An 18,064-nucleotide genomic window follows, 5' to 3' on the forward strand; every position below is an offset into this window, starting at 1 on the left:
CCTCAGGGAGTCGCGGGAGCCGACACGGACGTCGTGGCCGCGACCAGGTTCCCCGCGCCGTCCTTCGCCAGGCCGTACAGCTTGATGGCGCCCGTCACGACTGGCAGACGCACCCGCCACGTACCGGGAGTGGTCCCCTTCCGGGACTCCAGCATCGTCACGCGGTCGCGCTCCGCTCGGGCTGACGCGCCCCGGAAGTTGTAGGCGAAGGACACGTCCAGCGGAGTGGCGGAGGTGACGTCGAAGGCCACGGTCGCCCAGTCTTTCTCCAAGCCCCGGACCTCCAGGCGCACCGGCACGGGCAGCTCGGGCGCTGGCTTCACGCCCGTGTACGCCTCCCGCACCGCGTGCCACGCCGGCCGCGTGGACGTACCGGACAGCATGCCCAGCCACAGGCCGGTGTGATCCAACGCCGCGCTGTAGTTGAAGACGAACAATCCCAGACACCGGCCCGCCTGGACGTGCGGAGCCAGCGCGTTGCGCCAGCCGTCCACGATGACGTCGTACTTCTCTCTGTCACCCGGTTCCTGTGGCACGCCGCGAGCGTCCTTGGGGGCCTCCCATTCGCCCTGCGCGCCGAACTCGGTGATGAACCACGGCTTGCGGCCACCAGCCTGCTTCACCGCATCCGACAGCGCGTGGATGCCCCGGCCGTAGACGTTCAAGCCATACGCATCCAGCGAGGGCACGTACTTCTCCCAGAACGGGATGCCCAGCGTCCAAGCGTCCACGGACAGCACCGGGTGCGCGGGGTCCGCCTTCTTCACCGCGCGGACGACCTTCTCCAGGAAGCGCGCGTAGGCGACCTTGGACGGATCATCCGGCGAATTGAGGATGACTTCGTTGCCCACGCCCCAAGCGAGCACCGCCGGGTGGTCCTTGAAGCGGCGCACCTGCGCGAGAGTGGCCTGGAGTTGCGCCTCACGGCCCTTGGCGTCGCGCACGTAGTCGAACGCGTCGTCATTCTCCATGCCCGGGCGGCCCGGCCGCAGCCACAGGCCCAACAGCACGCGCAGGCCATGCTTGTGCGCGGCATCGAGCAGCGCGGCGGTTTCATCCCCCGTGCCCCAGGTGCGCAGCGTGTTGACGCCCAGGGTCTTGAGTTGCTCGCAATCCTTGTCGAAGTTCGCGGGCCCGCCCGTGCCGCTGAAGGTGACGCCCTTCGCCACGTAGGGCTGGCCATCCACCTCCAACTTCCAGCCCTCCCCTGCCTTCAGGATGGCGGTGCGAGCCTCTACGCCCCAGGTGGGAAGCAGGAGCGCGGTCAACAGCAGGACGCCAACAGCGACAGGACGGGCAGTGGCCATGGATGCAGACAGTCTAGACCGCCTCAACCCCTATTCATCCAACCTGGAAAATCTTCCGCTCCTTCTGAGGTGTCATGTCGAGCACGTCTGAACCCGAGGCTTTCTCCAGAAAGGCCATGGCTGCTTCCAGCGTCTCGAATCTCTCCCTCAACTCAAGAGCATTCTCCTCAACAGCCATCAGCGCCTCGGGGATCTCAAAATAATAGGCAACAAAAACATCCCCTGAACGCTGGATCCCCATGGTCTGGTAGATCGCTTCTCCCTCTCGCACCAGGTCTTTACGCTTCCCTACCTGCTTTCCCGCGTAAATCCACTCACGCAATCGCGCAGGGATATCCATCACTTCGCCTCATTGAAACGCTCGCCCGGCTCGACTCTTGTCATATTCACATCGGTCATCCGTGATGAACTGCGGCGCATTCAGGAGATCGTACCGTGAAGCTCGAAGGAAACGGATGGAGCGGTGACTTCGGCGGCTCCTGCCCGATGCAGGGCGACGGCGAGGTGGACGGCCTTCCGTTCTACTTCCGTGCGCGCTGGGATTCGTGGGAACTGGACATCGCGCAGCCAGGCTGCGACCCGCTCGACGTCGACGAGGCTGCGATGGCTCGCGGTGAGGGCTGGCGTCACGAAGAGATCTGGCCGGGCGGGCCCTATGACGCGGGCTACATGGAATTGGATGACGTCCAGCGGTGCATGGACCGCGCTGTCGCCCTCTTCCGCGCCAGCCGGCCAGCCACTCCGTAGGCCTGCGTCCCCAGTCCCCAGGTTTCGTGCTACCCCGAAGCCGTGGACCCGCTTGTCACCCTCCTCGAACCGGCGCCCCAGGCGGATGAATTGCCAGGTGCGTTCCCTAGCCCCTTCGACGCCGTGGGCCCGCACGCCCTCGCGCGCCGGGCCGCGGAGTCGCTGCAAGCCACGCTTCGCGAGGGCTTCATCGCTCCCGGCATTGCCAGCGCTGTCCTCCAGGGACCAGACGGCGGAAAGATGTTCGGCGTGCTCGTGGTGCGGCAGTCGGACGGAACGCTCGGCGTGCTGCGAGCCTTCTCCGCGATGCTCGCGGGACGCTGGGACGTACCGGGCTTCGTGCCTCCCGTCTTCGACCGTGAGGCACGCGCCCGCGTCGAGCCGGTAGCCGACGCCAAGGTGAAATCCCTGCTGTCCCGCGCCGAGATGTGGAGCACCTCAGAGGAATTGCGTCGCGTGCGCGAGGACGATGACGCCCGTCAGACACGCGAGGCAACGGAGCGCGAAGCCATGCGCGTGCGCCACGAAGACAGACGCCGCCAGCGCCATGAACGTCGCGCCGCCATCGTGGCCATGTCCGCGCTCACGGAGACCGAGCGTGCCCAGGCACTTCACGCGCTCGACCAGGAGAGCCGTGGCGACAAGGCGGAGAAGCGCCGGTGGGACGCAGCGCAAGAAGAGGCCCGCCACCTGCTCGCCCCTGCCCGAGCAAAGGCGGAACGTCGCGTGCGCGCGCTGGACCGCCTGCGGCGCATCGTCTCACGCGGCTTCATGAAGCAGTTCCACGACACCTACGCCATCACCAACGCCCGAGGCGAAACCCGCCCCCTCCGTTCGCTCTACGGTGGTGCGGAGCCCCCGTCCGGTGCTGGTGACTGCGCGGGTGCGAAGCTTCTCGCTTACGCCTTCGCGCACGGACTCCAGCCCGTGGCGCTCGCGGAGTTCTGGTGGGGCACGCCTCCCGCGTCCGGTGGCCGCATCCAGGGCGCCTTCTATCCGGCGTGCCGGGACAAGTGCGGTCCCCTGCTCCCGTTCATGCTGGAGGGCCTGGAGGTCTCCGCCCCGCGCGTCTTCGTCCCACCGCCCGCGCCCACGCCGGACCTCTCCATCGTCTTCGAGGACGCGTGGCTCGTCGTCATCGACAAGCCCTGTGGCCTGCTGTCCGTGCCAGGCCGGGATGCATCCCTCCTGGACTCGGTGCTCACCCGCCTGCGCGCGCGATACCCCAACGCCACGGGACCACTGCTCGCGCACCGGCTGGACCTGGACACATCCGGGTTGCTCGTCGCCGCGCTGGACAGCCGCACGCACGCGTCCCTTCAACGCCAGTTCCTCCACCGCGACGTGGCCAAGCGCTACGTGGCGCTCATCGACGGTCCCGTGCACGGCGACGCGGGCACCATCACCCTGCCCCTCCGTGTGGACCTGGATGACCGTCCCCGGCAGATCGTCGACCCCATCCACGGCAAGCCCGCGGTCACCGACTGGGAGGTCCTCCACCGCGCGGAGAGCCACACGCGCGTGGCCTTCCATCCACGCACGGGCCGCACGCACCAACTCCGCGTCCACGCGGCGCACCCGCAGGGCCTGGGCGCGCCCATCGTGGGAGACCCGCTGTACGGACACGCGGGCCTCCGCCTGCACCTGCACGCCGAAACGCTGTCCTTCGAGCATCCGGCGACGGGGCAGCGCGTGTCCTTCACCCGCGCCGCCCCGTTCTGAACTTCCGCGTCAGTTGACGAGCAGCACCTTGCCCATGCCGCCCTGCTCCGCGACCTTCTGGGCTTCGCGCGCGTCGTCCAGCTTGAAGGTCCGGCTGATGGGAATCACCAGATCCCCCTTCGCCGCGCTCACTGCGATCTGCTCGAGCCGGCGCGCGTCCGGGTGGGCCATGAAGCTGCGCACGACGAGGCCCTTCTCCTTCGCGCCCTTCGGCTCCCCGAGAACGCTGCCCACGGTCCCACCGTGCTTCACCTTGTCGAGCACCGCCGCCACGGCCTCACCACCCACCGTGTCCGCCACCGCGTCCAGCGTGGGCAGCTTCGCGATGTCCTTCGGATCATCCAGCGCGACGACGCCGTCCACGCCCAGCTTCCGGGCCTCCTCCACCTGCGTCTTCCGCACGCCCGCCCAGATCTTCGCGCCCCGCGCCCGCGCAGCGAAGACGGCCGAGCGCCCCACCGCGCCCAGCGCGCCAGTGACGAGCACCGTCTCCCCCTGCGAGGGCCGCACGTGCTCCTCGATGAGCTGCGTACCCGTCAGCGTCACCAGCGGCAGCGCGGCGGCGTCCCGCAGGTTCAGGTTGTCGGGCACCTTCGCCCAGGCCTCCGTGGGCGCGACCACCGTCTCCGCGTAGCCGGCGTTCACCAGGCCCATCACGCGGTCGCCCGGTTCGAAGGACTCCACGCCCGTGCCCACCTCCACGACCTCACCGGCCACGTCGCGTCCGAGGATGGTGGGGAACTTCAGGTCCATCCGCCCCTTCATGTCCCCTCGGCGGATCTTCCAGTCCACCGGGTTGATGCCCGCGGCGGTGACGCGGACCTTCACCTCGCCCGGCCCCACCTTCGGCTCGGGCATCTCCTGCACCGCGAGCACATTCACGTCCCCATAGCCTTTGAGCACGACCGCTTTCATCCGGGCCTCCACGTAAGCCGAGCGAGGGAAGAGACTTCCAACGTCGGCCCAACGGTAAGCACCCGCGAAGGGGCCGCCATCGTCGGCGACCGGTCGCCCCGCCTCCTGCTCCCCTGGACGGCCGCTTGCCGTCAGCGGGGCTGGAACTCCAGCGCCTCGCGCAGCACCGGATACGTGTCCTCCGCGGCGGTGCTGCCCATGAAGGTGTCCAGGTGGCCGTAGCCCGGCAGCATGCGGCGCTGGTACCAGCGCGCGCCGTTCGCCTCGCGCAGCCACTGGAAGGTGCGCTCCGTGGAGGACGGCAGGTACGTGCGGTTCTGCTCGCTGGAGACGAACGTGATGGGCCGCTGGAAGGGCTCCGGGTCCAGGTAGTCCGGCGGCCGCGCCTGCCCGTAGCGCCGCAGGTTCTCCGCGCGGCCGTAGTCGAACTTCACCGCGTGACCGCCGCGCGACATCTGCCCCAGGTGGCGGAATGTCAGCAGGTTGCACTTGCCGAACTGCTCCTCCAGCCGCGCGTGCGTCTCCTGGTTGAGGCGCGCGTGCCGGTACAGCCGGCCGTACATGAACGACAGCCGGTGGCACACCGGACTGTCACACTCCATCCGCAGGAAGCCCGCCACCTTCGTGAAGGCCGCCTGGAACAACGGCGTGCGGGATGCGTCATCCGGCGTGAGCGAATCCAGCCCCGCGTCCAGCAACTCCGGCACCCGCAGGAGCGCCTTGAAGCGCGTGGAGGCCGGCGTGTGGTGGTGCAGCGCCACCTGCGACGCCACCACGGTGCGCACGTCCTGCAGGTGGCCTGCGGCCATGGACATGAAGAACGCCGCGGACCCCGCGCAGTGCACCACCGCCTGCACCGACTCCGCGCCGGTGATTTCGCGGATGCGCCGCACCGCCGTCGGCATGTCGTGGTCCGCCGCGTCGTCCAGCGTGAACTGACGCAGGGGCAGTTGCACGCTGGCGCGCCAGTCCAGGAGCCACGTGTCGTAGCCGTGGCGCACCAGGTACTGGACGAAGTTCTCCTTCAGCGTGGGCAGCATGAACATGCCGCTCCACACGCCCGCGCCGTGCACCAGCAGCACCGGCCCCTTCGTGCCGCCCACGTAGCGGGTGAGCTTGAGGGGCACGCCGTCGCCCGCGAGGAAGTCGTACCGCTCCGCCACCGGCAGGCCCTGGAGCGAGACATCCTGGGACAACGTCCGCGACACCGCCGCGCTGCTTCGGTAATCAAAAGCCATGGGCCACCGCCTCCGCGATGCGCTCGGCCACCGCGCTGATGGTCATCACCGGATGGAAACCGATGGACGTGGGGATGACGGAGCCATCCGCCACGTACAGTCCGGGGTAGTTGAACACTTCGCCCTCCGTCGACACGACGCCTCGGCCCGGCGACTCCGCCAGGTGCGCCCCGCCCAGCGAGTGCACCGTGAACGGCCGGCGGAACAGCTCCCACGTGACAAGCGGCGCGAACGTCCCGCCGTACTGCGAGGCCAGCTCATGCATCGCGGACGTCATGCGATTCACCAGCGCCACGTTCTCGTTCGCGTAGTCCCACTCGATGTCCAGCCGGTCGCCCTTGAGCACCATGTGTCCGTTGGCATTGTCCTGGCCAATGGCGAACAGGTTGCTCGTGCGCGCCGGATCCACGCCGGTGCCCAGCGGCTTGCTGAACAACCCCTTGGCGAACGCGCCGTGCAACAGCGGCCATAGCTTCGGCCACAGCGGGGCCCCCATGCCGCCCAGCAGGCCCAGCTGCGGCTGCCCCAGCCCCGCGAGCACCGCCGTCGCCGGCCGGTTGAACGTGGCCGTCACCATGGTGAAGCGCGGCGCGGCGTCGAAGAAGCGCATCACCGTGGCCACGTCCGGCCCCTCCCACGGGAGGATCTCCTCGCGGCTGCCGTGCAGCGAGCCCAGGAAGTCGCCGTTGCCGGAGTAGCCGCGGCCCAGCCAATCGCTCACCAGCGGCAGCGTGCGGGCCCGGTCGCGGCTGCGCAGCAATATCTCCACCGTGCCCAGCGCCCCGGCGGACAGCACCACGCGGCTGCCCTCCACGGACGTCTTCTCACCGGTGGCCAGGTCCTTGAAGTGCACCCGGTAGCCGCCCGCCACGCGCTGCACGTGGGACACGGAGAGGCCCGGCCACACCGTGGCGCCCAGCTTCTCCGCTCGCGCCAGGTAGGTGAGGTCCAGCGTGTTCTTCGCGCCGGACTGGCAGCCGAACTCGCACTCCGCGCAGCGCTGACACGCCTTGCGGCCCGGAGCGGAGGGATCCGTCCAGGACACCGCCTGGTCCGGGTCGAACGTCTGGCGGCCCATGCGCCGGGCCGCCTGTTGGAACAGGTCGCGCTTGCGCAACGGGTCGGACGCGGGGAACGGCTTCACGTCCAGCTCGTGCGCCACCTTGTCGTAATACGTGTCCAACGCCTCGCGGCTGAAGCCCCGGGGCCAGCGCGGGTGGTCGAAGACGATGGGGTCCGGCCGCACGTGGATGTTCGCGTACACGAGCGACCCGCCGCCCACGCCGCTCGCCGTCACCGTGCCGATGCCGGACAGGAAGCGCACGTCATAGAGCCCGCGCGCTTCCGAGCGGATGGGATTGCGCCAGAGCAGCTCGTCCGCGCGCGTGACGTCCCGGGGGAACTGGCCCGGGTTGTACCGGCGGCCCCGCTCCAGCACCGCCACGGACCTGCCCGCCTGCGCCAACCGGAGCGCGGTGATGGAACCGCCGAAGCCGGAGCCCACCACCACCACGTCGTACTTCTTCGCCATGCCCATGGTGTTGTTCCCCCCTAGTCGAACTTCGCGCGGGCGAAGACGTCCCAGAGCGTGCCCATGAACATGCCGCCGAAGCGCCGCATCGCGTCCGCCTGCTTCAGCGGCGAGGACGTTCCCAGCACGGAGAACGTGGTGAGCTGCTGGAGGAAGTCCGGCAGGTGCAGCCGGATGATGCCGGTGGCGACGATGGGGCTGGTGCGCTCGTGCCCCTTGCGCAGCACGGTGTAGAGCGTGGACGTGTCGCTCCACACGTCGAAGCCCGCGTCGTCGTTGACCTCCTTGTAGCCATCCAGGAGGTACGGCTGGCCATCCACGCCAGTGAAGGGCAGCAGGTACAGCATGCGCCGCTCGTAGAAGCGCTCCGTGCCCACGAAGAGGTTGAAGACGCCGTTCTCCACCGGCGCGCCCCCGGGCGGCGTGAAGCCGCGCACGTGCAGCGTGCCCTGCACGATGCCGCCGTGTGACTCCTGCGCGAGGAAGCGGTCCAGGTTGGGCAGCGTGATGGTGACGACGAACTCCGCCGTCTGCCCGCCGCGCTGGCCCGCCCGAGCAGCTCCGGCGAAGTCCTCCGGCGACGGGTGGTTCGGCTGGAGGAAGCCCTTCATCCGCTCCGTGAAGCGCAGGCCCACCACCGGCGTGGGGGACACCACCGTGCCTCCGGGCGGAATCACCACGTCACCCAGCGGATCCGTTCCGGGCACCACCGGCGAGGCCACCGTCTCCACCTCCGGCATCATCCGCAGGCTGACGCGAGGCGGGTACGCGGGCGTGGCCTTCATGGGCGCGCGCTCCGGCGCCACCCAGCCCGGCGCGTCCTTCGCCTCGCGGATGGCCCGCTCCACGTTGAGCTCCGCCACCGCGGCGATGGTGGAGGACGGGTTGACGCCCACGCCCACCGGCAGCGCCGCGCCGTCCATGACGTACAGGCCGGGATAGCCGTGCACCTGGCCGTCGGGCTTGAGGACGCCGTACGCGGGCTCCTCCGCCATCGCGCAGCCGCCCAGGTTGTGCACGGACACCGGCAGGTGCAGCCGCTCCCACAGCGGGTTGTAGGCGGCGCGCGTGCCCAGCGCTCGGGCCACGTCCTCGCAGAGCTGCTCCTGCGTGCGGTACAGCGGCAGGTTCGCGGGCACGTCCCACTGCACCTGGAGCTCGCGCGTGATGGGCGACAGCGTCAGCCGGCCGTTGGACTTGTCCCGGCCCATGGCCAGGAACACGGCCTGGAAGCGGCCGCGCTCGTTCTCGATGGCGGCCATCTCCTTGGAGCGCGTGCGCAGCACCTTCACCAGCTCGCGCTGGAGCAGGTCCGCAGGGAGCGTCATGGCGCGGTCCGGGTCCATGGCCACCATCAGCCCCGCGGCCTGCGCCGGATGCCCGCCCTCCTGGAAGAGGAACCAGGTCTTGTCCTTGCCCTGTCCTTCATCCACCACCATGCCGGTGGTGATGGTGGGGCCCACCGCGGGGTCCCACGGCTCCTTCGTGTCGAAGGCGAAGGCGAGGAAGTCCCCGTTGGCGGAGTAGCGCGTCCCCAGCCGCGCGCTCAGGTCCGGCAGCGTGCCGTGCACGTCGCGGTTGCGCAGCAGCAGCTCCGTGGAGTTCACCGCGCCCGCGCACAGGAAGACGCGGCGGGCCTCCACGGTGCGCTGCATGCCGGCGCTGGCGTGGTCGGTGAAGGTGACGCGGTAGCCCGGCGACAGGGGCTCGATGCGGGTGACCTCCGCCTGGGTGGTGACCTCCGCGCCCCGCTGTTCGGCGACGGCCAGGTAGTTCAGGTCCAGGGTGTTCTTCGCGCGGCGGTTGCAGCCGATGTCGCACTCGCCGCAGTAGTTGCAGCCCTCCTGGAGCACGCCGAACTTGTTGGGCAGGGGCTCGCCCGCGGGGGCGAAGCGCACGGCGAGGTTCGGGTAGAAGAACTGCGCCTCGCGGCCCAGCTTCTTCGCCACCTCCTGCATCCGCTTCGTCTTGGGCGGCAGCCCGCGCGCGGCGGCGGTGATGGGCTGCACGTCCAGCATGTGCGCGACCAGGTCGTAGTACGGATCCAACGACTCCCGGCTGTAGCCCTCAGGCCACCCGGACGCGAACACGTCCGGCGGCGGGCGCAGGTGCACGTTGGCGTAGATGAGCGAGCCGCCGCCGTACCCCGCGGCCTGCACCACGCTCATCCCCTTGAGGAGCTTGATGTCGAAGAGCCCCTGCCGGTGCTGCCACAGCCAGCCGTTGCGAGGGTCCTCGAAGTCGCGAGGGAAGCTCCCCTTCGGGTAGCGCAGGCCACGTTCGAGCACGCGCACGGTCAAACCCGCCTGCGCGAGCCGACAGGCCGCCACCGCGCCGCCAAACCCGGTGCCGATGACCAGGGCGTCGTATGCCGGTGCCATGTTCCCCCTCGGGTGCGGTCCCTGGGGAGCAGGGATCCGGAAGCGCGACCCGGGAACGTCCAGGTGAAGGACGGACCTGATTCTACAACGGGTCACCCCCGTTTCCTTGAGGCCGGCCCCCCTCCGCGGATCAGCATTTTTCGCTCTGGAGAACTGGATTCCATGATCAGCGCGGATAGGTTGGCGGGCGAGCGGGCTGATGGCTCGCTTGGACGCGCGACGTCATGGCCATGGCCCGGTACCATCGGCGCGGAACGACCTTTCCCATGAACGCGGACGATTGCCAGAAGCGGGGTCACCAGAGGTGGTGACGGACGAGGAGGTCCCGGCGGCGCCGACGGCGACCGCGCCCTCTGTGGATCCGCTGGTGGGGTCGACGATTGGCGAGTTCGTCATCCGGGAGCGCGTGGGCGCGGGAGGGATGGGGGTCGTCTACCGGGCGGAGCACCCGCTGATTGGCAAGCACGCGGCCATCAAGGTGATGCGCGCGGAGCTGGTGTCCCCGGAGCAGGAGCAGCGGCTGCTGGTGGAGGCGCGGGCGGTGAACGCCATCCGGCATCCGGGCGTGCTGGACATCTTCAACTTCGGGACGCTGCCGGACTGCCGGCCGTACGTGGTGATGGAGTTGCTCCAGGGCCAGTCGCTCGCGGACCGGATGCGCGAGCAGGACCGGATGGACGTGGGGACCACGGCCTGGGTGTTGGATCAGGTCCTGGCCGCGCTGGGCGCCGCGCACCGGGCGGGAGTGGTGCACCGGGACCTGAAGCCCGCGAACGTGTTCCTGATGGAGCAGCCGGACGCGGCGCCGATGATCAAGCTGGTCGACTTCGGCATCGCCAAGGTGATGCAGGAGCATGACGCGCTGGCGCGGGCGGACCGCTCCACGGTGGGGACGCCGGACTTCATGGCCCCGGAGCAGATCCGCGGAGGAGAGGTGGGCCCGGCCGCGGACCTGTACGCGCTGGGGGTCATGGCGTTCCACATGCTCACGGGCACCCGGCCGTTCCAGGGTGACAACGTGCAGGTGATGTTCGCGCACGTGGAGCAGGTCCCTCCCCGGGTGTCGTCGCGGGTGGAGGGGATTCCGCCGGAGCTCGATGACCTGGTGTCGCAGTTGATGGAGAAGGAGCCCGCGAAGCGGCCCGCGACCGCGACGGCCGTGCGGATGAAGCTCCGGGGGTTGGCGCGACCGCCCGTGCCTTCCGTGAGCGTGGAGCCGGAGGCGCCACCGCCGTCGAGCGTGGAGTCGCGGGCCGTGCCGCAGGTGCCCACGACCACCGTGCCTCCAGGGCGCCGGAACGCGGTGTCCATCGCGGTGGCGGCGGTTGCCGGTGTGGCGCTGCTGGGGTTGGGGTACTGGTGGGGGACGCAGACGCAGGTGATTGCGCCGCCGCGACCTTCCGAGCCGGTGACGGTGGAAGCGAAGCCCACGCCTCCGGTGGAGCCGCCGCCAGTCACTGCGACGCAGGCCCCTGTCGAGGAGCCGCCCGAGGTCATCGCGGAAGAAGCGCCTGTAGAGGAAGAGACCGCGACAGCGACCCTGGCGAAGTCCACGAAGTTGCCACCATTGCCAGCGGGAACTGCCTCCGAGAAGAAGATGGAGCAGCGGCTCGCAGGTCTGTTCAAACTCCTGCTGGCGCGGGCGAAGGACGTGGATGCGGAGGGAGCGCTGCGCGGCAAGCTGCTCCAGCAGTACCGGGCCGCCACGGACGCGACGGACTCCGAGCGTGCGCGCATCCATGTCGCGCTGGATGACATCGAGAAGGACCTGACCCAGCGCATCGCACTGCACGACGCACCCCCGGCGCCCGTCGTCGTTGTCGCGCCCCCGGAGCCGCCCAAGGTTCCGGCGCTCGTGATTCCCAAACTCCCCACCCTGCCCCAGGGCAATGCCTCCGAGCAGAAGCTGGCCCAGCGCATGGACAAGCTGGTCGCGGAGCTGCTCAAGCGCACGCAGAACCAGGACGTCGCGCCGGAGCTCACGAAGCAGCTGGTAGACATCTACAAGTCCGCGGCGAACGCCACGACCGCCACCGAGCGCATGACCGTGCATCAGGCCTTGGATGCGTGGCAGGAGCGGTTGACGACACGCTTCCCCCGCTGAGCATTACGTCCAGGGGATCCACGGAAGTCCCGAGCCCTCAACATCCCCATGACGGGCCGTAGCGGGCGGCGTCATGGAGGAAAAGGACCGGCTCACTGGAAGTACCGGGGACTCCGCGTCGACTGGCGGACGAGCAAACAACCGGCAAGCCCACAGGGCACGCGACGGCATCCCGGGCTCACGGTACTGTCACCGCAAAACGAGCTTTTCAATGAAGACGCGAAGAATTCCGGAGACGGGGGCACACCGGGCGCTGACGGAACGGGAGGTGCCGGTGGCGATGGCATCCACTGCGCCGAAGGCGGATCCGCTGCTGGGGGCGCAGCTGGGTGAGTTCATCATCCAGGAGCGCATTGGCGCGGGTGGGATGGGGGTGGTGTACCGGGCGGAGCACCCCATCATTGGCAAGCAGGCCGCCATCAAGGTGTTGCGCGCGGAGTTGATGTCTCCAGAGCAGGCGCAGCGGTTGCTGGTGGAGGCGCGGTCGGTCAACGCCATCCGTCACCCGGGCATCCTGGACATCTTCAACTTCGGGTCGTTGCCGGACGGGCGGCCGTACGTGGTGATGGAGCTGCTCCAGGGCCAGTCGCTCGCGGCCGTGCTGCGCGCGCGAGGCCGGCTGGACGTGGGGACAGCGGTCTGGATGTTGGATCAGATCCTCTCGCCGCTGGGGGCAGCGCACCGGGCGGGAGTGGTGCACCGGGACCTGAAGCCGGCGAACGTGTTCATGGCGGAGCGGCCGGACGCGGCGCCCATGCTCAAGCTGGTCGACTTCGGCATCGCCAAGGTGCTGCAGTCGCACGAGGGACTGACGAACGCGGACGGGTCCGTGTTGGGGACACCGGACTTCATGGCGCCGGAGCAGGTCCGCGGAGGCGCGGTCGGCCCGGCCACGGACCTGTATGCGCTGGGCGTGATGGCATTCCAGATGTTCACCGGCGAGCGGCCCTTCCAGGGTGACAACGTGCAGGTGATGTTCGCGCACGTCGAACAGACACCGCCGCCGCCCTCGTCGAAGGTGGAGGGCCTGCCGCCGGAACTCGACGCGCTGCTGCTCCAGTTGCTGGAGAAGGATCCGGCGAAGCGGCCTGCCTCCGCGGAGGAGGTGCGGCACAGGTTGAAGGCGCTGTCGCTGGAGCGGCCTCCGGGCGCGCTGGGCCCTTCCGTGTCCGTGGAGCCGAAGCGGGAGGAGCCCACGTCTCCGACGGCGCCCCAGCCGCCGGGGCTCGCGGTGATGCTCGCGGATCGCCGGAAGGTGGCACCGCTCGCGGCGGTGGCGGTCGCGGGGGTGGCGCTGCTGGGCACGGGCCTGTGGTGGATGACCCGGCCCGCGGAGACGCCGCCCACGGTGGAGCAGCGTCTGCCCATGCCGGTCCCGCCCGTGGTGAAGGAGTTGGAGCCGGTGGTGCCACCCGCGCCGGAGACGGTCGTGAAGGCCGAGCCCGAGACCGAGGCCGAGCCGGAGGCGCCCGAGGAAGAGGCGCCGGAGACGGAGGTGAAGTCAGGACTGCCTTCGCTGCCACTCACGACGGCGTCGGAGAAGAAGCTGGCGCGGCGGTTGTTTGGTTTGTTCAAGCAACAGCGGGCGCGGGCGAAGGACGTGGACGAGGACGGAGCATTGCGCGGCAAGCTGATCCACCAGTACCGGGCCGCCGCGGACGCGACGACGGAGGCCGAGCGTGCGCGGATCCACGTGGCGCTGGATGGCATCGAGAAGGAGCTGACGCAGCGCATCGCCTTGCATGACGCACCGCCCGTGGTCGTCGTCCCGGAGATGCCCAAGGTCCCGCCACTCCTGCTGCCCTCGCTGCCCACCCTGCCCCGGACCAGTGGGCCTGAGCAGCGATTGGCACAGCGGTTGGACAGGCTGGTCGCGGAGCTGCGCAAACGCACGAAGGGCCAGGACGTTGCTCCGGACCTCGCGCGGAAACTGGTGGGCCTCTACACAGAGGCCGCGAAGGCCGAGACCGCCACCGCTCGCATGGCCGTGAACCAGTCGCTGGATTCGTGGCAGGAGCAGCTGAACGCGCGGCTCCCGCGCTGATCATCGAGAAGTCAGGCACGACCCCATGGGTCATGCGGATCCAAGAGATCCGCCGCATCGGGAATGCGAATCAGGGGGGTGTTTGAAAGCATTGGGAGCGCATGGCTATGGTTCGCGCGCCAGCGCCCCCATGAAAAACCCCTCTTCTTCTCGAAGCGACACCGGGCAATCCGCCCAGCCGGCGTCACGGTCCAGCGCAGCCCCGGATCCATTGCTGGGCACGCGGGTGGGTGAGTTCGTCATTCAGCAGCGCATTGGCGCGGGCGGCATGGGCGTCGTGTACCGCGCCGTGCACCCGCTGATTGGCAAGCAGGCCGCCATCAAGGTCCTGCGGATGGAGCTCGTGTCCGAGCCGCTGGTGCAGCGCCTGCTCGTGGAGGCCCGCGCGGTCAATGCCATCCGGCATCCGGGCATCATCGACATCTTCGGCTTCGGCACGCTCCCGGATGATCGGCCCTACGTCACCATGGAGTTGCTCCAGGGAAGACCGCTGTCGGACTTCGTCCGTACGAAGCGGCCCATGGAACTCGAGAGCGTCGTCTGGGTCATGGACCAGATGCTGGCCGCGCTGGAGGCCGCGCACCGGGCGGGGGTCGTGCACCGGGACCTGAAGCCCGCGAATGTCTTCGTCGTGGAGACCGCGCAGGCGCCGGCTTCCGTGAAGCTGGTCGACTTCGGCATCGCGAAACTCCTGGAGTCGCACGACACCCCGCTCACGGCCGACGGTTCCGTCATCGGGACACCGGAGTACATGGCACCGGAGCAGATCCGAAGTGGCGGCGACGTCAGCCCCGCGACGGATCTCTACGCAGTGGGCGTGATGATGTTCCAGTTGCTCACCGGCGTGCGCCCGTTCCAGGGGGACTCGGTTCAAGTGATGTTCGCGCACATGGAGGAACGCTCTCCCGCGCCCTCTTCGCGCGTGCCCGGGCTCCCGCCGGAACTGGACTCGCTGGTCCTGCAGTTGCTGCAGAAAGAGTCCACGCGGCGCCCTCCCTCCGCCGAGGCCGTGCGCGAGCGGTTGAAGCGCGTCCCCCTGCGCTCCGTGCCCCGGGCCCCGTCGCTTCCGAAGCCTGATGCCACGCCGACGACAACACCCGTCGCGGGAGACACCGTGACGCACTCCACGACACAGGATGCGCTCAATGCCATCCGCCCATCACCTGGCCTGCGGTGGGGGTTGGCGGGAGCGGTGCTGCTCCTGGGGATGGGGGCCGCCATCATCCAGCACCGGACGCCCGCTTCCGTGCCAGCGGTCACTCCCGAGCCCCCTCCCGCCCACGTCGCCAAGGTGCCACCACGGCCGGAGCCCGCGCAGCCCCAGCTTCAGCAGGACTCCCGCTCGGAAGCACAGACGCAGCCGCCGGCGCCCGCCCCGGAGCTCAAACCGGTGCCTCCCGAGGAGCCTACGACGGTCGCCACCTTGCCAGCGTCCAGTCCGCCGCCCGTGCAACCGCAGATGAATCCCCTTCCTTCCGTGAGCATCCAGAAGGATGACCTGCTCGGGCGGATCAAGACGATCGTGGCGAAGATGCGGGCCCGGAACGGAGGCCATGACCTTCCGGAGGACATCGTCGAAGAGCAGGTGATGATCCTGAACAGCATCTCCACGGCGAAGACCCGCAAGGAGCTGGCCAAGATCAAGCAGGAGCTGAACGACTGGGAGCACCGCCTTGGACAGCGCTTCCCTGCGCGCTGACCCGCGCATGTGGCGGCAGCAGGCCGAGGCGTGAAGTCCGAAGCGAGCGGGAACTAATCCCTGGCGGGTATGGATTTCATCATGGCAGTCATTCGCGACCCGCCATCCCCCGACCCATGAGGGTGGGTTGTTTGGAATCAGGGGAAATGCGCGGCTATGGTCCGCGCGAACTCCCCTCATGAAAACCCACCGTCATTCCAATCCCGACGGGGCGACGCGCACGATGCGGAAGACCGCATCGTCGGAGACCACGCCTCTCGTGGATCCGCTGCTTTCGTCACAGATCGGTGACTTCACCGTCGAGGAGCGGATCGGCGAAGGAGGGATGGGGGTCGTCTATCGAGCCACCCATTCCCTCATTGGGAAGCAGGCCGCCATCAAGGTGTTGCGCGCGGAGCTGGTCTCCCCGCGGGTGCACGAGCGACTGCTCGTGGAAGCCCGTGCGGTGAATGCCATCCGGCACCCGGGCATCATCGACATCTTCGGCTTCGGCAAGCTCCCGGATGGGCGCCCCTACATCGTGATGGAGTTGCTGGAGGGACGGCCTCTCTCCGAGCTGATGTCCGACCAGAAGCGGTTGGACGTGCCCACCGTCCTCTGGATGTTGGATCAGACTCTCGGCGCCCTGGGGGCGGCGCACCGGGCGGGAGTGGTGCACCGGGACCTGAAGCCGGCGAACGTATTCATGGTGGAGCCGCCGAACGCCGCGCCCACGATCAAGCTGGTCGACTTCGGCATTGCCAAGCTGGTGGAGAACAGGGAGAGCCCGACGACCATGGACGGCTCCGTGCTGGGCACGCCCGAGTTCATGGCCCCGGAGCAGATCCGCGGCGGCACGGTGGGCCCGGCGACGGACCTCTACGCATTGGGCATCATGGCGTTCCAGATGCTCACGGGTGTGCGGCCCTTCCAGGGCGATCCCGTCCAGGTGCTGTTCGCCCAGGTCGATAAGGTCCCTCCGCTCCCGTCCTCGCGCGCGGAGGGGATTCCTCCGGAGCTCGACACGCTGGTGCTCCAGTTGCTGGCGAAGGACCCCGCCCTGCGCCCCCCATCCGCCGAGGCCGTGCAGCAGCAGCTCCTGCGGGTGCCTACGGAGTCCCGCACCCAGACCTTCGCGAGGCCCCCGGGGCTGAAGCCTAAGGCGTCCACGCAGCGCCCGGCCCCTGTGCCCAAGCCTGCCGTGGCCCGTGTCGCCACCCGTGCGCCTGTCGTGGTCGCGGATGTGGAAGATTCGGGGACGGAGACGCTCCAGACCCTCCGGCGTATGCCCAGCCGGGGATGGATGCTGGGAGGCGCGGCGTTGCTCGTGGGCATGGGGACTGGAGCGTGGTGGCTGAGCCACCCGGTTGCTCCGGCTGAAGCAGTCACCACGCAGATGGCGCCCAGACCTGAACCCGAGCCCACGAAGGAAGTTCGCGTCGAGCAGCCTCCTTCGAAAACTCCCCAGTCTGGGGCCACAACTACACCCACGCCCTCCAAGGAGCCGGAAGCGCCTGCTGTTGAGACTGAAGCGGCTCCGCCCGAATTCGAAGAGGAAGGGTCACCTCGCCAGCCCTCTCGCACGGTAAAAATCGCTTACAAGCCCAAGGGCGCCTCATCGCCATTGCCGGAGTCCATCCCCGCGGTGACTCCAGAGCCGCCCATCGAGGCCCAGGGCAAGTCCTCGGTGACCGATGTCACAGCATCGGAAGGCCAGGCCTTCGTGACGCCAACCGCTTCGCCCCAGACGACGCCACCACCGCCTGTTCCCGTTGCATCAGCGAGCGCCGCGTCCCATGACGCGATGCCCGAGCTGCCCAGGGATAGTGCTCCCCAGAAGCGCCTGTCGGACCGGCTGACCAAACTGTTCAACAAGCTCCGTGCTCCGAGCCCGAAGGGAAATCCACCCAAGGAGCTTCAAGACGATCTGATGTGGCTCATACGCCAGGCCGCCAAGGCCAGCACCGCCACCGAAAGAACCGACGTCAGCACGGGTGCCGACGAATGGGAGAAGCGCTTCGTGCAATGGCGGGGATTTTCCGCCGAAGCGCCGGTCGCCGTCGCACCAGCCCTGGTCGGGCCGCCCAAGCCACAACCTGTCCCTGCGCCTGCTCCGGAGCCGCCGTCGCGACCGCCCCCCTCCAGTCCCCAGCCGGAACTGCGAAGAACGACGCCCAAAGAGGAGCAGCTTGCGAACCGAGTGGAGCAGTTCCAGCGTGAGTTCCGACGCCGGACAGCGGGAGCGGGTGGCGCTTCGGATCTGGAATCGCAGCTCCAGAACTTCCATAAGCGCGCCTGCCAGGAGCTGACCGGCACTGAGCGCATGACGCTCCAACAAGAAATGGACAAGTGGATCGAGCAGCTGAAGGCTCTCTACCCCCTCTGATCATTTCCTCA

At 68.9% G+C, this 18,064-nt stretch carries 12 protein-coding genes; 6 read left to right on the plus strand and 6 right to left on the minus strand.

The window, feature by feature from the left end:
- Positions 1-2 precede the first annotated feature (2 nt).
- Together GTZ93_RS25420 and GTZ93_RS25425 are read right to left on the minus strand one after the other, a co-directional pair.
- Entirely contained in the window at positions 3-1,307 is a 1,305-nt protein-coding gene (locus tag GTZ93_RS25420; RefSeq protein ID WP_139915948.1) for a glycoside hydrolase family 2 TIM barrel-domain containing protein, read from the minus strand.
- Between the two features lie 34 nt (positions 1,308-1,341).
- Positions 1,342-1,647: a hypothetical protein gene (locus tag GTZ93_RS25425; protein ID WP_139915949.1), complete on the minus strand. Its 306-nt coding sequence runs from the start codon at positions 1,645-1,647 to the stop codon at positions 1,342-1,344.
- Between the two features lie 95 nt (positions 1,648-1,742).
- On the opposite strand from GTZ93_RS25425, the gene GTZ93_RS25430 reads away from it, so the two are divergent.
- The gene (locus tag GTZ93_RS25430; protein ID WP_139915950.1) at positions 1,743-2,054 is read left to right on the plus strand and encodes a hypothetical protein; all 312 of its coding nucleotides are present in this window, start codon (positions 1,743-1,745) and stop codon (positions 2,052-2,054) included.
- A gap of 42 nt (positions 2,055-2,096) precedes the next feature.
- Positions 2,097-3,776 (plus strand): RluA family pseudouridine synthase, encoded by a 1,680-nt coding sequence (locus GTZ93_RS25435; protein ID WP_315967359.1) that lies wholly within the window; start codon positions 2,097-2,099, stop codon positions 3,774-3,776.
- 9 nt (positions 3,777-3,785) lie between these two features.
- Here the strand turns inward: GTZ93_RS25435 and GTZ93_RS25440 are convergent, their stop codons facing one another.
- The 4 genes from GTZ93_RS25440 to GTZ93_RS25455 form a co-directional block, all read right to left on the minus strand.
- A complete protein-coding gene (locus GTZ93_RS25440; protein WP_139915951.1) occupies positions 3,786-4,691 on the minus strand; it encodes an NADP-dependent oxidoreductase in 906 nt (301 codons plus the stop codon).
- A 131-nt stretch (positions 4,692-4,822) separates the two neighbouring features.
- Positions 4,823-5,929 carry an alpha/beta fold hydrolase gene (locus tag GTZ93_RS25445; RefSeq protein WP_139915952.1) on the minus strand — a complete coding sequence of 369 codons (1,107 nt, stop codon included), beginning with the start codon at positions 5,927-5,929 and terminating at the stop codon, positions 4,823-4,825.
- On the minus strand, positions 5,919-7,466 hold the full coding sequence (locus GTZ93_RS25450) for an FAD-dependent oxidoreductase (RefSeq protein ID WP_219629045.1): 1,548 nt from the start codon (positions 7,464-7,466) through the stop codon (positions 5,919-5,921). The genes GTZ93_RS25445 and GTZ93_RS25450 overlap by 11 nt, the downstream gene beginning before the upstream one ends.
- Before the next feature lie 14 nt (positions 7,467-7,480).
- Positions 7,481-9,841 (minus strand): GMC oxidoreductase, encoded by a 2,361-nt coding sequence (locus GTZ93_RS25455; protein WP_139915953.1) that lies wholly within the window; start codon positions 9,839-9,841, stop codon positions 7,481-7,483.
- A gap of 280 nt (positions 9,842-10,121) precedes the next feature.
- On the opposite strand from GTZ93_RS25455, the gene GTZ93_RS25460 reads away from it, so the two are divergent.
- The 4 genes from GTZ93_RS25460 to GTZ93_RS25475 all read left to right on the plus strand — a co-directional run bounded on the left by GTZ93_RS25460 (position 10,122) and on the right by GTZ93_RS25475 (position 18,053).
- Entirely contained in the window at positions 10,122-11,945 is a 1,824-nt protein-coding gene (locus GTZ93_RS25460; RefSeq protein WP_257979007.1) for a serine/threonine-protein kinase, read from the plus strand.
- 211 nt (positions 11,946-12,156) lie between these two features.
- Positions 12,157-13,989, plus strand: a complete 1,833-nt coding sequence (locus GTZ93_RS25465) for a serine/threonine-protein kinase (RefSeq protein WP_139915954.1) — start codon at positions 12,157-12,159, stop codon at positions 13,987-13,989.
- Positions 13,990-14,215: 226 nt separating this feature from the next.
- Positions 14,216-15,688, plus strand: coding sequence for a serine/threonine-protein kinase (locus tag GTZ93_RS25470; RefSeq protein WP_315967360.1), 1,473 nt, complete (start codon positions 14,216-14,218; stop codon positions 15,686-15,688).
- 223 nt (positions 15,689-15,911) lie between these two features.
- Positions 15,912-18,053 (plus strand): serine/threonine-protein kinase, encoded by a 2,142-nt coding sequence (locus tag GTZ93_RS25475; protein ID WP_161663046.1) that lies wholly within the window; start codon positions 15,912-15,914, stop codon positions 18,051-18,053.
- Positions 18,054-18,064 lie beyond the last annotated feature (11 nt).

Source organism: Corallococcus exiguus (genome assembly GCF_009909105.1).
Classification (GTDB): domain Bacteria; phylum Myxococcota; class Myxococcia; order Myxococcales; family Myxococcaceae; genus Corallococcus; species Corallococcus exiguus.

What these genes read in the sequence shown, in the direction of transcription:
- GTZ93_RS25420 (WP_139915948.1), bottom strand. Translation starts at nt 1,307, where the DNA reads ATGGCCACTGCCCGTCCTGTCGCTGTTGGCGTCCTGCTGTTGACCGCG.
- GTZ93_RS25425 (WP_139915949.1), bottom strand. Translation starts at nt 1,647, where the DNA reads ATGGATATCCCTGCGCGATTGCGTGAGTGGATTTACGCGGGAAAGCAG.
- GTZ93_RS25440 (WP_139915951.1), bottom strand. Translation starts at nt 4,691, where the DNA reads ATGAAAGCGGTCGTGCTCAAAGGCTATGGGGACGTGAATGTGCTCGCG.
- GTZ93_RS25445 (WP_139915952.1), bottom strand. Translation starts at nt 5,929, where the DNA reads ATGGCTTTTGATTACCGAAGCAGCGCGGCGGTGTCGCGGACGTTGTCC.
- GTZ93_RS25450 (WP_219629045.1), bottom strand. Translation starts at nt 7,466, where the DNA reads ATGGGCATGGCGAAGAAGTACGACGTGGTGGTGGTGGGCTCCGGCTTC.
- GTZ93_RS25455 (WP_139915953.1), bottom strand. Translation starts at nt 9,841, where the DNA reads ATGGCACCGGCATACGACGCCCTGGTCATCGGCACCGGGTTTGGCGGC.
- GTZ93_RS25465 (WP_139915954.1), top strand. Translation starts at nt 12,157, where the DNA reads ATGAAGACGCGAAGAATTCCGGAGACGGGGGCACACCGGGCGCTGACG.
- GTZ93_RS25475 (WP_161663046.1), top strand. Translation starts at nt 15,912, where the DNA reads ATGCGGAAGACCGCATCGTCGGAGACCACGCCTCTCGTGGATCCGCTG.